The following is a 13,712-nucleotide window of genomic DNA, read 5'->3' as shown; positions in this document are numbered from 1 at the left end:
TGCGAGGGACTTCTATCTTTGTCCTACTCCGCCGCCTTCTGCCGGAGGCCGATGCGGCCCCAGATCGTGGAGAGCGCATCGACCAGATGGCCGATATCCTCGTCCGTATGCAGGGGCGAGGGCGTGATGCGCAGGCGCTCGGTGCCGCGCGCCACGGTCGGGTAGTTGATCGGCTGCACGTAGATGCCGAACTCGTCCAGCAGCGTGTCCGAGATCCCCTTGCACAGCACGGGGTCGCAGACCATCACCGGCACGATGTGGCTGTCGTTCGGCATGGTCGGGATGTCGGCGGCTTCCAGCGCCGCGCGGGTCTTGGCGACGCGCTCCTGATGGCGGGCGCGCTCGACGCCGCTCTCCTTCAGGTGGCGGATCGAGGCCGCCGCGCCCGCCGCCACCGTGGGCGGCAGGGACGTGGTGAAGATAAAGCCCGAGGCGAAGCTGCGCACGAAGTCGCACAGCTTCTCGGAGGCCGTGATGTAGCCGCCATGCACGGCGAAGGCCTTGCCCAGCGTGCCCTCGATCACGTCCAGCCGGTGGGCCACGCCGTCGCGTTCGGAGATGCCGCCGCCGCGCTCGCCGTAGAGGCCGACCGCGTGGACCTCATCGAGATAGGTCAGCGCGCCGTGCTTCTCGGCCACGTCGCAGATCTCGCCGATCGGGGCGATGTCGCCGTCCATCGAGTAGACCGACTCGAACGCCACCAGCTTCGGGCGGGAGGGGTCGATGAGGCCGAGCTTACGGTCCAGGTCTTCCGGGTCGTTGTGGCGGAAGATGTGGCGCTCGGCCCGGCTGAAGCGGATGCCCTCGATCATCGAGGCGTGGTTCTCGGAATCGGAGAACACCGCGCAGTTCGGCAGGCGGGAGGCGAGCGTGCCCAGAGCCGCCCAGTTCGAGACGTAGCCCGAGGTGAAGAGCAGCGCCGATTCCTTGCGGTGAAGGTCGGCGAGCTCCCGCTCCAGCAGCACGTGGTAGTGGTTCGTGCCGGAGATGTTGCGGGTGCCGCCCGCGCCCGCGCCGCAGCGGTCCAGGGCCTCGTGCATCGCGCCGAGCACGCTCGGGTGCTGGCCCATGCCGAGATAGTCGTTCGAGCACCACACGGTCACCGGCCGCGTGCCGCCGCCATGGTGGTGGGTGGCGTGGGGGAAGCGGCCGGCATGGCGCTCCAGATCGGTGAAGACGCGGTAGCGCCCCTCCCGGTGGAGACCGGCGATCTCGGCGCCGAAGAAGGCCTCGTAGTCCATTCCTCTACTCCCCGGTTGCCGCAGGTTCGGCCCGCTTGTTTGGTTAAACTCGTGTCGCTCAAGAACTCGCATACGACGAATTCTAAATCGAGGGGTGCACGGCGCCCGCGTGAGCGAAAACCGTGCACGGTGGATCAGTCCGGCGCGCCGCGCGCGCCGTCGAGGCTCCGCCCCGGCAGGCTCCAGCGCCACAGGGCGGCGGAGGGCAGCGGCAGCATCAGGAACCAGTGCTCCAGGGTCGCGAGCGCCATCAGCGTCGCGAGCACCGTGAAGCCGATCAGTTCGTGCGCCAGCACTTCGTCGGCGATCGCTGCCCGCCCGAGGAGGGCGGCGGCGGCGGTGCCGAGGGTGACGGAGACCGGGAAGAGCCGGTTCATCGGCGCCCGCGTCAGGTAGCAGGCGAGGTAGCCAAGATGGTCCGGCAGGAACTCGGAATGCAGGTTGCGCACCCCGAGGAACAGGTTGAGCCGGGCCGAGAGGTTCATCACCACCAGGGTGGCGTAGGTCCAGAGGGCGAACTTGTTCGGCTGGCCCCAGACGAGCGCGAGGATCGCGAGCCCGCCGATCACGATGGCGAATTCGTGCCACAGGCTGGTCGCCAGCGCCGCGAAGAACCGCTCGCTCCCCCGGAGGGAAGGCGGGCAGGCCACCGGCCGGGGGCCGGAGATGAAGCCCATGTAGTAGCTCATCTCCTGCCAGCCCCAGACGACCAGGGCGGCAGTGAAGGCCGTGTAGGCCCCGCCCGCGCCCGTATCCCCGGCGCTCGCCCGCACCATCACCAGCGCCCCGGCGAGCAGCAGCGTCGCCGCCGCCATGCTCCACGGATGGGTGCGCCGGGGGGCGTGGTCGAGGAGCAGGATCAGCCCGGTGGAGAACCACCAGAGCAGGACCGCGTAGACGACCGGGGCGGCGTATGTCGCCATGCTACCAGACCGGTTGGAGACGGATGTCGGCCGGCAGGGCGTTGGCCTTCACCGGGAGGAGGTAGAGCCGCGCGAAGGTAAGCGCGGCGCCGGCCGCGTGCAGCCCGTGCGAGACCTTGCCCATCAGCCCGCCCTTGGCCCGCGCCGCCGCGATGGCGCGGGAATGGGCCAGCAGCGTGTCGAGACCGGCCCGGAATTTCGGGTTGTCGATGTCGAGTTCCAGCGGGAACGTCTGCTTCGAGATCTCCGAGGTGATGCGGAAGACCTTGTAATCGTAGTCGGACGGATCGACGCCCAACGCCGCGTGGAAGGCGGGCCGGTGATGGTCGCGGACATACATCGTCGCGAACACGGCGAGGAGGAAGAAGCGGATCCAGTAGCGGTTGACGCCGCTCGTCAGCTTCGGGTTCGCGCGCATCAACAGGGCGAAGGCCTCGCCGTGGCGGAACTCGTCGTTGCACCACTTCTCGAACCACTTGAAGATCGGGTGGATGCGCCGCTCCGGGTGCTTCTCCAGCTCCCGGTAGATTGTGATGTAGCGGGCGTAGCCGATCTTCTCGGAGAGGTAGGTGGCGTAGAAGATGAACTTCGGCTTGAAGAAGGTGTACTTCTTCGATTTCGTCAGGAAGCCGAGGTCGACGCCGATCCCGAAATCCTTGAGCGTGTCGTTGATGAAGCCGGCGTGGCGGGCCTCGTCGCGGCTCATCAGGCCGAACAGCTCCTTGATGTCCTTGTTCTTCGCGCGCTTGCGCATCTCGGCATAGAGCACGCAGCCCGAGAATTCAGCCGTTATGGACGAGACGAGGAAATCCAGAAATTCCTTGCGCAGCTCCGGCTCCATGGCCGAGAGGTCGCAATCGAACTCCTCGTTGCGGGTGAAGTGGCGCTTGTTCGGGTCCGCCTTCAGCTCCGCGATCAGCACGTCCCAATCGCGGCGGACCGGCTCGACGTTCGTGCGGTCCAGTTCCACGAAATCGGTCGTGTAGAAGCGCGGCGACAGGAAGGTCGTTTCCTGGGCGGCCTTGGTCGATTCGTTGATCGGCAACTTCGGGACGGGAGCGTTCACAGCGTCCTCCGTTCGGAAAAGCTGACCTCGTAGAGTTCGGTCAGTTCGAGATGGGCGATGAGCTTGGTCCAGGCGCGCTCCAGCGCGCCGGCCCGGATCACGGTGGCGGTGCGGCGCACCGTGAGGCGCTCGCCGTAGGGCACCTCCGTCGGGGCGTCGTGCACCTGCACCTCGTCGCCGGGCTCGATGTCGAAGCCGGCATCGAGGGTGACATGCGCGTGCAGGCTCTCGGGCGTGTTCTCGAGTTCGACCGTGCAGGGCACGGTGACGGTGCGGGAGCCGGGCCAGCCCATCAGCGGGTCTCCGTCACCGGGGCGCCCTGCCCCGGCAGCAGCCGGGCGAAGGCGCCGAAATTGGTCGGGCCGAAGGCTTCGAGGGGCACGTGCCGGCCCGTCGCCTCGTCGGCGAGGTCGAGGCGTCCGTCGTCGAAGCGGGTCAGGCTGAACGGCGGCTCGCGGCCGAGCCCGTCGCGCTGGCGGGCCTGGGCGAGGCCCCGGAGGGTGCCGCGCACGAAGCCATCCTCGCCGGGGCGGATCCAGGCGACGATCTTCGCATCGGCCGCGTTGCGCAGGGCGATAGAGCCGTCCGCCTGATCCTCGGCGCGGAATTCGAGGCGGGCGACGGGCTTGGCGGGGGGCAATTGCGTCAGGCCGACACCCTCGCCCCGGCCGATCGCCACGGCGAGCATGGTGAAGCCGAGGAGCGCGCCCGCGCCGATCAGCAGCAGGGCGGGCACCGGCCCGACCTCCGACCGTCGCAGCCCCCGTCCTGGGATCGCTCCGCCCATCGCGTCCTCCCTATTCCGCCGCCACGAGGCGAGGCGCCTGCGGCTTGGGCCGTGCGACGACCACCGGCACCAGCGGCTCCCCGTCCTCGGCGAAGGCGTTCAACGCCTGCACCAGGAGACGGGCGACCGATTCGGCCTCCGGCACCGAGCGAAGCATGGGCTCGGTGCGGGAGACATGCCAGGGCCTCACATGCGGCCAGAGTTGAAGGTAGGCGATCCTCTGCCCCGGCTGCAACCGCAGCGGGATGTCGCCGCTGCCATCGGCGAAGGCGCGCAGGGCGCCGTTCTCGATCTGCGCGAAGGGCAGGTTGCGCGTCACCGGAAGGGCGATGCCGGCATGGAGCACGAGGCGCCGGTCGGTCAGCGTGTAGACGGTGGTGCGGTGAGTGAGCCACGACAGCACCCACAGCAGGCCGAGGGCGGCGGCGCCCGTGAGGAGCACCGCGCCGGCGGTGATCGCCGCCCGGCCCGGCGAGCCGGCACCGGCGGCGAAGACGCTCGCCCAGCCGCAGAACCACAGGGCGACCATCCGGGCATGGAACACCCGGACGAACACACCCATCGTCGTCGGCGCACCCTGCCAGAGCAGGCGCTCGCCGCGCGGCAGGGGGCCGGGCATCCCGCGCAGGGTGCCCTCGGGGAGGAAGTCGCCGCCGCTCACAGGATCGGCTCCGCGCGTGCCGGCGTGGCGTAGAGCGTGCCCGCGCCGAAGTAGGACATGATCCGCTCCTCCTCAAGGAAGGTCACGGTATCGGGGTTCTTGGTCGTCGGGATGCCCGCGAATTGCGCCCCGAGCAGCGCCTCGGACTTCACCGTCCGCGTGAAGCGCCCGGCGCGGCAGAAGACCGAGGGCATCAGCCGGCGGGAGCCGTCGGTGAGCTCGACCTCGTAGTAACGCACCAGGGACTCGCCCCGGTCGACCCAGAGGTCGGCGACCACGCCCGCCACCGCGTTGTCGGTGCCGAACACGGTCATGCCGATCGGGTTCGGACCCTGCTCGTGGACGACGAAGTTCGTGGCGACGCGCAGGGGGGCCATCCGGTCCTCGCCCTCCCAGGTCTTGTCCGTCACGTCGTGGCGGATGACGTAGGAGCCGGGGCCGACGCCGGCCGCGAGCGAGCCTTCCGTGCGCTCGTAGGGCGCGCCGGGCCACGGCTCGACCTTGCGGGCGGGGATGCCGGTTTCGATGTCCGTCCGGCCCTGCATCGCCTGCGGGGCGAAGGTGGTCTCGCCGCCGGGCAGCAGGAACGCCTTCGACGGGGGAATCAGGAACGGGTTGTGGCTGTGGCGCAGGCCCACCGCCTCGTCCTCGAGGGGGTAGCCCTCGCGGCGGTCTTCCCGGCGCAGGTAGAAGACCAGCCCCGCGAAGAACAGGAAGAACGCGTAGAGCACGACCTGTGCGACGTCGACATATCCGGTCAAGGCACCCGTTGGCATGTGATCCTCCCCCTGGCTTCAGGCGGTTCTCTCGATGAGCCGGCGACGCTCGCTGCTGCGCACCAGCGGCCCGAGGGCTACGAGGGCGGCGAAGAGCAGCGCGATTTCGATGTGGTAGACGATGAGGTAGCCGATGGCCGGCTCGTTCATCCCCTCACCGAGGATGCCGGTCTGGGCGATGGCGGCGCCGACATCGCGGACGATGCCGCTGGCGGCGATGGACAGCCCGGCGGCGGTGGCCTGCACCGCCCCCCAGGCGCCGAGCGCGAGGCCGGTATCCTCCGGTCCCGCCTTCTCCATGGAGGCGGTGAGCGTACCGTGGGCGAACAGGCCGCCGCCGAGTCCGATGAGGGTGACGCCGACCGCGAACAGGTTCTGCGAGGCGAGCGGCGCGGCGAAGACCACCGCCGAGAAGGCCAGGATGCCGATGCCGGCGCCGGCCGCGGAGACGCGGAACGGGTCGCCGCCCCGGTTCAGCCAGCGCGCGGCCAGCAGCAGGCCGAGGCCGCCGCCCGCCGCCAGCATAGCAGTGAGCGCGGTGGTGGCCGCCACCGGCAGGTGCAGGATCTGCCCGCCATAGGGTTCGAGCAGGATGTCCTGCATCGAGAAGCCCGCCGTGCCGAGGCCGATGGCGATGAGCCGCCGCCGGGCATGGCCCTGGCCGGCATAGGCGTGCCAGGATTCCTTGAAGTTCTGGCGCGGTGCCTCGCGGCTGCGATTGGGGTCGCGCGGCTCCTGCTTCCACAGGGCGAGACCGTTCAGCACGATGGTGACGAGGGCCGCGCCCTGGATCACCTGGATCAGGCGCACCTGCGAGAAGTTCGACAGCGCCAGCCCGAAGACCACGGCGCTCGCCATCATCCCGACGAGGAGCGCGGCGCAGAGGAGCGCCACCACCTTCGGCCGGGCATGGGCCGGGGCGAGATCGGTGGCGAGCGCGAGGCCGACCGTCTGCGTGGTGTGAAGTCCCGCACCGACGAGGAGGAAGGCCAGCGCCGCCGCCACGTCCCCGACCCAGAGGGGGCCGGTCGTGTCGCCGGACAGGATCAGCAGGGCGAAGGGCATGATCGCCAGGCCGCCGAATTGCAGCAGCGTCCCGAACCAGATGTAGGGCACCCGCCGCCAGCCCAGCACCGAGCGGTGCGTGTCCGACCGGAAGCCGACAATCGCCCGCAACGGTGCGAAGACCAGCGGCAGCGACAGCATCACCGCCACGACCCAGGCCGGCACGCCGAGTTCCACGATCATCACGCGGTTCAGGGTGCCGATCAGCAGCACGGCAGCCATGCCGACCGTCACCTGGAACAGGGCAAGCCGCAGCAACCGCCCCATCGGCAGCTCGACGGTGGCCGCATCCGCGAAGGGCAGGATCGACGGGCCGAAGCGCATGAGGGTGCGGGTGAGGTTCATCGTGACGCGCTCCGCGTCAGCGCCACGGCGTTCGACAGGTAGAAGCCGCTGTTCACCCGGTGGCTCTGCGCCCAGGTGAAGCCGTCGAGCGCGCGCTCGGCGGCGATGCGGCGCTTCAGGCCGCGCTCCGTCACCGGCACGATGGCCGGCGAGCGGTCACCACGGGGGAAGAGCTTCCCGGCCGCGTGCATCACGGTCAGCAGGGCGGTGCGCGGCGCCACGGTGAACAGCACCGAGCCGTCCGTGCGCTCGGCGAGCCGGGCCAGCGCACGGGCGATGTCGGCGGCGCGGTAATGGATCAGCGAATCCATCGCGACCACATGGTCGAACCGGCCGAGGCCTTCGTCGAGCATGTCGCCCACGCGGAAGTCGATGCGCCCGGCGCCGGTGATCGCCGGAAGGCGCTCCCGCGCCAGCCCGATCAGTGTCGGCGACACGTCGATGGCGACCACCTCCGCGCCGCGCTTGGCCGCCTCCACCGAGAGCGCCCCCGTGCCGCAGCCGGCATCGAGCAGGCGCAGGCCGGTCATGTCGGCGGGCAACCAGGAGAGCAGAGTGCCGCGCATCGCGTCCCGCCCGGCCCGGACGGTCGCCCGGACCTTGCTGACCGGCGCGTCCGAGGTCAGCCGCGACCACGCCTCGACGGCGGTGCGGTCGAAATAGGTGGTGAGTTCGCCCCGGCGGGCGTCGTAGCTGGCGCTGGCCATCAGTCGAACCCCAGGAACTCGAACAGGTCGCGGTCCTTCATCGGGGCCGCCTCGCAGGGCTCGCCGCCGGCCCAGAGGGTCTCGGCGAGGCGCATGTACTCGGCGGTCACGGCGTCGAGTTCGGGGGACGAGTCCATCTCGAACAGCGTCGACTTCTTGAGGCGCGAGCGGCGCACCACGTCGAGGTCGGGGAAGTGCGCGAGGCGCTTGAGGCCGACCGCGTCGTTGAACCGGTCGATCTCGTCGGTCTTGGCCGAGCGGTTGGCGATGACGCCGCCGAGCCGCACGCCGTAATTCTTCGACTTGGCGTGGATCGCCGCGACGATCCGGTTCATCGCGAAGATCGAATCGAAGTCGTTGGCGGTGACGATCAGCGCCCGGTCCGCGTGCTGGAGGGGCGAGGCGAAGCCGCCGCACACCACGTCGCCCAGCACGTCGAACACCACGACGTCGGTGTCTTCGAGCAGGTGATGCTCCTTCAGGAGCTTCACCGTCTGGCCGACGACGTAGCCGCCGCAGCCGGTGCCGGCCGGCGGGCCGCCCGCCTCGACGCACATCACGCCGTTGTAGCCCTCGACCACGAAATCCTCGACCCGCAACTCCTCCGAGTGGAAGTTCACGGATTCCAGCGCGTCGATCACCGTGGGGGCGAGGCGCTTTGTGAGGGTGAAGGTCGAGTCGTGCTTCGGATCGCAGCCGATCTGGAGCACCCGCTTGCCGAGCTTCGAGAAAGCGACCGACAGGTTCGACGAGGTGGTCGATTTGCCGATGCCGCCCTTGCCGTAGACGGCGAAGACCTTCGCGGTGTCGATCTTCAGATCGGGATCGAGGGCGACCTGCAGGCTGCCTTCCTCTTTCCGCACGGGGACGGGGTTTCGGATGGCGATATTCATGCGGCCACTCCTGCTGTGACGCCTTCGAGCCGGTCTTCCAGTTCCTCCTCCGCCCGGTCGAGGGCGTCGCGGGTCTCCGCGTCGGGGGTCCAGAAGCCGCGTTTGTGAGCCTCGATCAGCCGCTGGGCGACCTTGGCGGAGGCGGTGGGGTTGAGGGAGGCGATGCGCTCGCGCATGGCCGGATCGAGGACGAAGGTCTCGGTGATGCGCTCGTAGATCCAGGGCTGCACCGCGTTGGCGGTCGCCGACCAGCCCACAGTGTTGGTGAGATGCGCCTCGATCTGGCGGACGCCCTCGTAGCCGTGGCCGAGCAGGGGCTCGTACCACTTGGGGTTGAGCATCCGGGTGCGGGTCTCCAGCGCCACCTGCTCCGGCAGGGTGCGGACCCGGCCTTCGCCGCGGGTCTGGTCGCTGATGTAGATCGGCACCGCCTCGCCCTTGGCGCGGGCCACCGCCCGGCCCATGCCGCCGAGGCCGTCGAAGTAATGGTCGACGCTCGTCACCCCGACCTCGACGGAATCGAGGTTCTGGTAGGCGAGATCGACGGAGGCGAGCACCGCCTTCATCAAGGCCCGCTGCGGGGCCGGCTTGCCCGAGCGGTCATAGGCAAAGCTCTTGCGGCGGGAGAACGCCTCGCACAGCTCGTCCTCGTCGTCCCAGGCGCCGGAATCCACGAGGTGGTTCACGTTGGCGCCGTAGGCCCCCTCGGCGTTGGAGAAGACCCGGAGCGCCGCCGTGTCGATGTCGCAACCCTGCTCGGCCTGGATGGCCAGGGCATGCTTGCGGACGAAGTTCTGCTCGACGGGCTCGTCGGCGGTGGCGGCGAGGAAGCAGGCTTCGGCGATGAGCTTGGTCTGCAACGGCAGCAGATCGCGGAAGATGCCCGAGAGGGTGACGACCGCGTCGATGCGCGGGCGGCCCAGCGTTTCGAGCGGGATCAGTTCGGCGCCCGCGAGACGGCCGTAGCCGTCGAAGCGCGGGGCGGCGCCGAGGAGCGCCAGCGCCTGGGCGATGGGGCCGCCCTCGCTCTTGAGGTTGTCGGTGCCCCACAGGACGATGGCGACGCTTTCGGGCAGGGGTTTCCCCTCCTCGGCGTGCCGGGCGAGGATGCGGGCCACCTGCCGCGCGCCGTCGGCCACCGCGAACGCGGAGGGCAGGCGGCAGGGGTTGAATCCGTGGATGTTGCGGCCGGTGGGCAGGATCGCCGGGCTGCGGAGCAGATCGCCGCCCGCCACCGGGGGCACGAAGCGCCCGTCGAGGGCGGTGAGGATGCCGGCCACCTCGTGATCGGTCGAGAGCAGCGCGTCGGTCTGCGCGAGGCTCGCGAAGGCGGCGCGATTCTCGTCGGTCGCGGGCAGGCCCGAGAGGCGCAACGCCGCCTCGGCGCCCTCCCCCGCCACCAGGGCGAGGATCGCGGCCCGCTCCGGCTTCAGCCCGTGCGAGGCTTCCGCCACGGCGGCGAGGAGGTCGGCGCGCTCTTCCGCCGGCACGCCCTCGCCCACGACGTGGAGGCCGTACGGGATGAGCGTCTGTTCGAGTTCGCTGACGGCGGCCCACAGGGTGCCGACGCGGGCGGTGAGGTCGCCGTCCCAGGCCGGTTCGGCCGGCACGAGATCGACGCCCGCGCCCTGCGCCTGGATGAGCGCGGCGAGGTCGGCGCGCTCGCTCGTGGCCTCGGCATCGAGGCCCCGGAAGCGCTCGATGCTGCTCTTGAGGTCGAGGAGGCCGCGATAGAGGCCCGCCGCTGCGAGGCTCGGGGTCAGGTAGCTCACCAGCGTCGCCGCCGAGCGGCGCTTGGCGAGCGTCCCCTCGGAGGGGTTGTTGGCGGCGTAGAGGTAGACGTTCGGCATGGCGCCGATCAGCCGCTCCGGCCAGCAGGCTTCCGAGAGGCCGGTCTGCTTGCCGGGCATGAATTCGAGCGCCCCGTGGGTGCCGAAATGCAGCACGGCGTCGGCGCGGAAATCCTCGCGCAGGTAGCGGTAGAAGGCGCTGAAGGCGTGGGTCGGGGCGAAGCCGCTCTCGAACAGCAGCCGCATCGGGTCGCCCTCGTAGCCGAAGGCGGGCTGCACGCCGACGAACACGTTGCCGAACTGCGCGCCGAGCACGAACAGGCCCGCGCCGTCGCTCTGGTGGCGGCCCGGCGCCGGACCCCATTGCGCCTCGATCTCGGCGAGGTGCTTTTCCCGGCGGACATGGTCTTCGGCGGGGATGCGAACGTGGACGTTGGCCTGCGTGCCGTAGCGGCCGGCATTGCCGGCGAGGATCGCGTCGCGCAGGGCATCGACGCTGTCGGGCACCTCGACGCTGTAGCCCTCGGCCTTCATCCCCTTCAGGGTGTTGAGGAGCGAGGCGTAGACCGAGAGGAACGCGGCGGTGCCGGTGGCGCCGGCATTCGGCGGGAAGTTGAACAGCACCACCGCGACCTTGCGGGCGGCCTTCGCGGTGCGGCGCAGGGCGACGAGCCGCGCGACCCGCTCCGCCAATTGCGCGACGCGCTCGGGATGGGCGCGCATGTCGCGGGCGTTGTCGGCGCCCGAGGCGATGGAGCGTCCGCCGAACACGGTCGGCGCGGTGGCGCCGTCGAGTTCGGGGATGGCGACCATCATCGTCGCCTCGACCGGGGAGAGGCCGCGCGCGCCCGCCTCCCATTGCTCGATCGTCTGGAATTCCAGGGCGTGGGCGGCGAGGTAGGGCACGTCGAGCCGGGCCAGCGTCGTCTCGGCCGCCTTCGAATCGTTGTAGGCCGGGCCGCCGACCAGCGAGAAGCCGGTGAGGGAGACCAGGGCGTCGATGGTCGGCCGCCCGTCGGCCATGAAGAAGGCCTCCACCGCCGGGCGGTTGTCGAGGCCGGCGGCGAAGGCCGGCACCACGTCGAGGCCCCTGGCCTCCATGGCGGCGATCACCCCGTCGTAATGGGCGGTGTTGCCGGCGAGCACGTAGCTGCGCATCAGCAACAACCCGACGCGGCCCTTCGTGCCCTGGCGCCGGGGCAGGCGCGCGGCGTCCTCGGCCACGCGGCCCGCCATGCGGGGGTGGTAGAGGCCGGTCTCGGGATAGTGCAGCGGCGACGGGGCGGCGGGGAGATCCCGCCAGACCGCCCGCTCGCCCGCCGCGTAGCGCTGCACGAGGAAATGGATCAGCGCGGCGACGTTCTCGTCCGAGCCCGCGAGCCAGTATTGCAGGGTCAGGAAATAGGCGCGCACGTCCTGCGCCGAGCCGGGGATGAAGCGCAGGATCTTCGGCAGCTTGCGCACCAGCGCCATCTGGCGGGCGGCGTTGCCCTCGGCGCCGGGCTTGCCGCGCAGCTTCTTGAGGAAATCCAGCGCGCTGCGCTTCGTGCCGCTCATGTCGAAGCGGTTGAGCCGGGTGGTCTTCACCACGTCGCCCGCCGAAAGGCAGCCGATCATCGCATCGCAGGAATCCCGCCGCGCCTTCAGGGCGGGGAGGATCGCGCGGACATGCTCGTCGAGGAACAGCATCGCCGAGAGGACGATGTCGGCGCGGGCGATGTCGGCCTTGCAGGCTTCCAGCGCGGCGGTGTCGTTGTCCCACTCGGCGGCGGCGTGGAAGGCGAGGTGCAGGCCCGGCATGGCGCCGCGCAGGCGCAGGCGCGCCCGCTCCACCGCGCTCGCCAAATGATTGTCGAGCGTGACGATGACGACGCGGATGTCAGGTCTAGCGACCGAAATGCGCTTTTGCATCGTACAAGGTCTCGAGGGTGATGAGCGGGAGCCGCCGCTCGCGGGCAAAGGTCTCCGTGTTGCTGCGCGCTTTCCCGCGCACGAAGAACGGGATCTTCTTCAGTTCCTTCTCGGCGTCGGGCGCCCAGGTGAGGACGATCGGGCCGTTTGTCTCGGAAACGGGTGCCGGTGTCGGAGGGGGAGAAGCCGGCACCCGTTCCACGGCCTCGGGCCGCACCACCGGCGCGGCGCCGAGATGCGACGGCCCGACGCCATCGTGGAATTCGGGGTCCTCCCGGAACATGCCCAGGAGATGCTCTTCGAGACCCATCATCAGCGGGTGGACGAGGGTGTCGAACAGGACGTTGGCGCCCTCGAACCCCATCTGCGGCGAGTGGCGGGCCGGGAAGTCCTGCACGTGGACCGGCGCCGAGATCACCGCGCAGGGCAGGCCCAGCCGCTTGGCGACGTGCCGCTCCATCTGGGTGCCGAGCACCAGTTCCGGCGCGGCGGCGCGGATGGCGGCCTCGACGTCGAGGTAATCGTCGGTGATCGTCGCCTCGATGCCGTGGGCCTCCGCCTCGGCCCGGACCTCGCGGGCGAACTCGCGGGTGTAGGTGCCGAGCCCGACGAGCTTGAAGCCGAGTTCCTTGGTCGCGACCCGGGCGAGGCCGAGCGCATGGGTGGCGTCGCCGAACACGAAGACGCGCTTGCCCGTCAGGTAGGTCGAATCGACCGAGCGCGAGTACCAGGGCAGGCGCGAGCCCTCGCCCTCCAGGACCGGCGCCGGATCGACGCCCGCCAAAGCCGCGACCTCTTCCACGAAGGCGCGGGTGCCGCCGACCCCGATGGGGATCGCCTTGGTGAAGGGCTGGCCCAGCGCGCGCTTCAGGTGCTCGGCGGCCGAACGGGCGGTCTCGGGATAGAGCACCACGTTGAAGTCGGCCGCGCCGAGCCGTGCGAGGTCGGCCGGGCTCGCGCCCAGCGGCGCCACCACGTTCACGTCGATGCCGAGCTCGGCGAGGATGCGGCGGATCTCGATCAGGTCGTCCCGGTGGCGGAAGCCCAGAGCCGTCGGCCCGAGGATGTTGCACAGCGGACGGCTGCCGGCGGGGCGCTTCTCCACCTGGCCGGAGAGGGCGCGGACCAGCCGGTAGAAGGTCTCGGACGCTCCCCAGTTCTCTTTCTTCTGGTAGGCTGGCAGGTCCAGCGGGATCACCGGAACCGGCAGGTCCAGCGCCTTGGCGAGGCCGCCCGGATCGTCCTGGATCAGCTCGGCGGTGCAGGAGGCGCCGACGATCATCGCCTGCGGCTGGAACCGGGCATAGGCCTGCGCGCAGGCGGTCTTGAACAGTTCGGCCGTGTCGCGGCCGAGATCCTGCGCGCGGAAGGTCGTGTAGGTGACGGGCGGGCGGTGGTCCCGCCGCTCGATCATCGTGAACAGCAGGTCGGCATAGGTGTCGCCCTGCGGGGCGTGCAGCACGTAGTGCAGCCCCTTCATGGCGGTCGCTACGCGCATCGCGCCGATGTGGGGAGGGCCCTCGTAGGTCCAGAGGGTGAGCTGCATG

General features: G+C 70.3%; 12 protein-coding genes. All 12 read right to left on the bottom strand.

Annotated elements, in window-relative coordinates; translation table 11 throughout:
• Positions 1-23: 23 nt before the first annotated feature.
• The 12 genes from hemA to bchB all read right to left on the bottom strand — a co-directional run bounded on the left by hemA (position 24) and on the right by bchB (position 13,711).
• Positions 24-1,241 (bottom strand): 5-aminolevulinate synthase, encoded by a 1,218-nt coding sequence (gene hemA / locus ACS5Q7_RS00755; protein WP_478337523.1) that lies wholly within the window; start codon positions 1,239-1,241, stop codon positions 24-26.
• A 134-nt stretch (positions 1,242-1,375) separates the two neighbouring features.
• The gene (puhE, locus tag ACS5Q7_RS00750) at positions 1,376-2,164 is read right to left on the bottom strand and encodes a putative photosynthetic complex assembly protein PuhE (RefSeq protein ID WP_478337522.1); all 789 of its coding nucleotides are present in this window, start codon (positions 2,162-2,164) and stop codon (positions 1,376-1,378) included.
• Position 2,165: 1 nt separating this feature from the next.
• Complete coding sequence (acsF, locus tag ACS5Q7_RS00745; RefSeq protein ID WP_243953381.1) at positions 2,166-3,230, bottom strand: magnesium-protoporphyrin IX monomethyl ester (oxidative) cyclase; 1,065 nt, start codon at positions 3,228-3,230, stop codon at positions 2,166-2,168.
• Positions 3,227-3,523 (bottom strand): hypothetical protein, encoded by a 297-nt coding sequence (locus ACS5Q7_RS00740; RefSeq protein WP_243953380.1) that lies wholly within the window; start codon positions 3,521-3,523, stop codon positions 3,227-3,229. The genes acsF and ACS5Q7_RS00740 overlap by 4 nt, the downstream gene beginning before the upstream one ends.
• Positions 3,523-4,017 carry a photosynthetic complex assembly protein PuhC gene (gene puhC, locus ACS5Q7_RS00735; protein ID WP_478337521.1) on the bottom strand — a complete coding sequence of 165 codons (495 nt, stop codon included), beginning with the start codon at positions 4,015-4,017 and terminating at the stop codon, positions 3,523-3,525. The genes ACS5Q7_RS00740 and puhC overlap by 1 nt, the downstream gene beginning before the upstream one ends.
• A gap of 10 nt (positions 4,018-4,027) precedes the next feature.
• Entirely contained in the window at positions 4,028-4,678 is a 651-nt protein-coding gene (puhB, locus tag ACS5Q7_RS00730; RefSeq protein WP_478337520.1) for a photosynthetic complex putative assembly protein PuhB, read from the bottom strand.
• Positions 4,675-5,454 carry a photosynthetic reaction center subunit H gene (gene puhA, locus ACS5Q7_RS00725; protein ID WP_478337519.1) on the bottom strand — a complete coding sequence of 260 codons (780 nt, stop codon included), beginning with the start codon at positions 5,452-5,454 and terminating at the stop codon, positions 4,675-4,677. The genes puhB and puhA overlap by 4 nt, the downstream gene beginning before the upstream one ends.
• A gap of 18 nt (positions 5,455-5,472) precedes the next feature.
• The gene (locus ACS5Q7_RS00720) at positions 5,473-6,864 is read right to left on the bottom strand and encodes a BCD family MFS transporter (protein WP_478337518.1); all 1,392 of its coding nucleotides are present in this window, start codon (positions 6,862-6,864) and stop codon (positions 5,473-5,475) included.
• Positions 6,861-7,571, bottom strand: a complete 711-nt coding sequence (gene bchM / locus ACS5Q7_RS00715) for a magnesium protoporphyrin IX methyltransferase (protein ID WP_478337517.1) — start codon at positions 7,569-7,571, stop codon at positions 6,861-6,863. Before bchM ends, ACS5Q7_RS00720 begins: the two co-directional genes overlap by 4 nt.
• Positions 7,571-8,464, bottom strand: a complete 894-nt coding sequence (gene bchL / locus ACS5Q7_RS00710) for a ferredoxin:protochlorophyllide reductase (ATP-dependent) iron-sulfur ATP-binding protein (RefSeq protein ID WP_243953374.1) — start codon at positions 8,462-8,464, stop codon at positions 7,571-7,573. The genes bchM and bchL overlap by 1 nt, the downstream gene beginning before the upstream one ends.
• The gene (locus ACS5Q7_RS00705; protein ID WP_478337516.1) at positions 8,461-12,165 is read right to left on the bottom strand and encodes a magnesium chelatase subunit H; all 3,705 of its coding nucleotides are present in this window, start codon (positions 12,163-12,165) and stop codon (positions 8,461-8,463) included. The genes bchL and ACS5Q7_RS00705 overlap by 4 nt, the downstream gene beginning before the upstream one ends.
• Positions 12,140-13,711 (bottom strand): ferredoxin:protochlorophyllide reductase (ATP-dependent) subunit B, encoded by a 1,572-nt coding sequence (gene bchB, locus ACS5Q7_RS00700; protein WP_478337515.1) that lies wholly within the window; start codon positions 13,709-13,711, stop codon positions 12,140-12,142. The genes ACS5Q7_RS00705 and bchB overlap by 26 nt, the downstream gene beginning before the upstream one ends.
• Between the last annotated feature and the right edge of the window lies 1 nt (position 13,712).

The organism is Methylobacterium sp. Gmos3 (assembly GCF_056430985.1).
This window is presented reverse-complemented; position numbering and strand designations above follow the sequence as displayed.

Coding starts and splice junctions, on each gene's coding strand:
- hemA (WP_478337523.1), bottom strand. CDS start 1,241: ATGGACTACGAGGCCTTCTTCGGCGCCGAGATCGCCGGTCTCCACCGG.
- puhE (WP_478337522.1), bottom strand. CDS start 2,164: ATGGCGACATACGCCGCCCCGGTCGTCTACGCGGTCCTGCTCTGGTGG.
- ACS5Q7_RS00740 (WP_243953380.1), bottom strand. CDS start 3,523: ATGGGCTGGCCCGGCTCCCGCACCGTCACCGTGCCCTGCACGGTCGAA.
- puhC (WP_478337521.1), bottom strand. CDS start 4,017: ATGGGCGGAGCGATCCCAGGACGGGGGCTGCGACGGTCGGAGGTCGGG.
- puhA (WP_478337519.1), bottom strand. CDS start 5,454: ATGCCAACGGGTGCCTTGACCGGATATGTCGACGTCGCACAGGTCGTG.
- ACS5Q7_RS00720 (WP_478337518.1), bottom strand. CDS start 6,864: ATGAACCTCACCCGCACCCTCATGCGCTTCGGCCCGTCGATCCTGCCC.
- bchM (WP_478337517.1), bottom strand. CDS start 7,571: ATGGCCAGCGCCAGCTACGACGCCCGCCGGGGCGAACTCACCACCTAT.
- bchL (WP_243953374.1), bottom strand. CDS start 8,464: ATGAATATCGCCATCCGAAACCCCGTCCCCGTGCGGAAAGAGGAAGGC.
- ACS5Q7_RS00705 (WP_478337516.1), bottom strand. CDS start 12,165: ATGCAAAAGCGCATTTCGGTCGCTAGACCTGACATCCGCGTCGTCATC.
- bchB (WP_478337515.1), bottom strand. CDS start 13,711: ATGCAGCTCACCCTCTGGACCTACGAGGGCCCTCCCCACATCGGCGCG.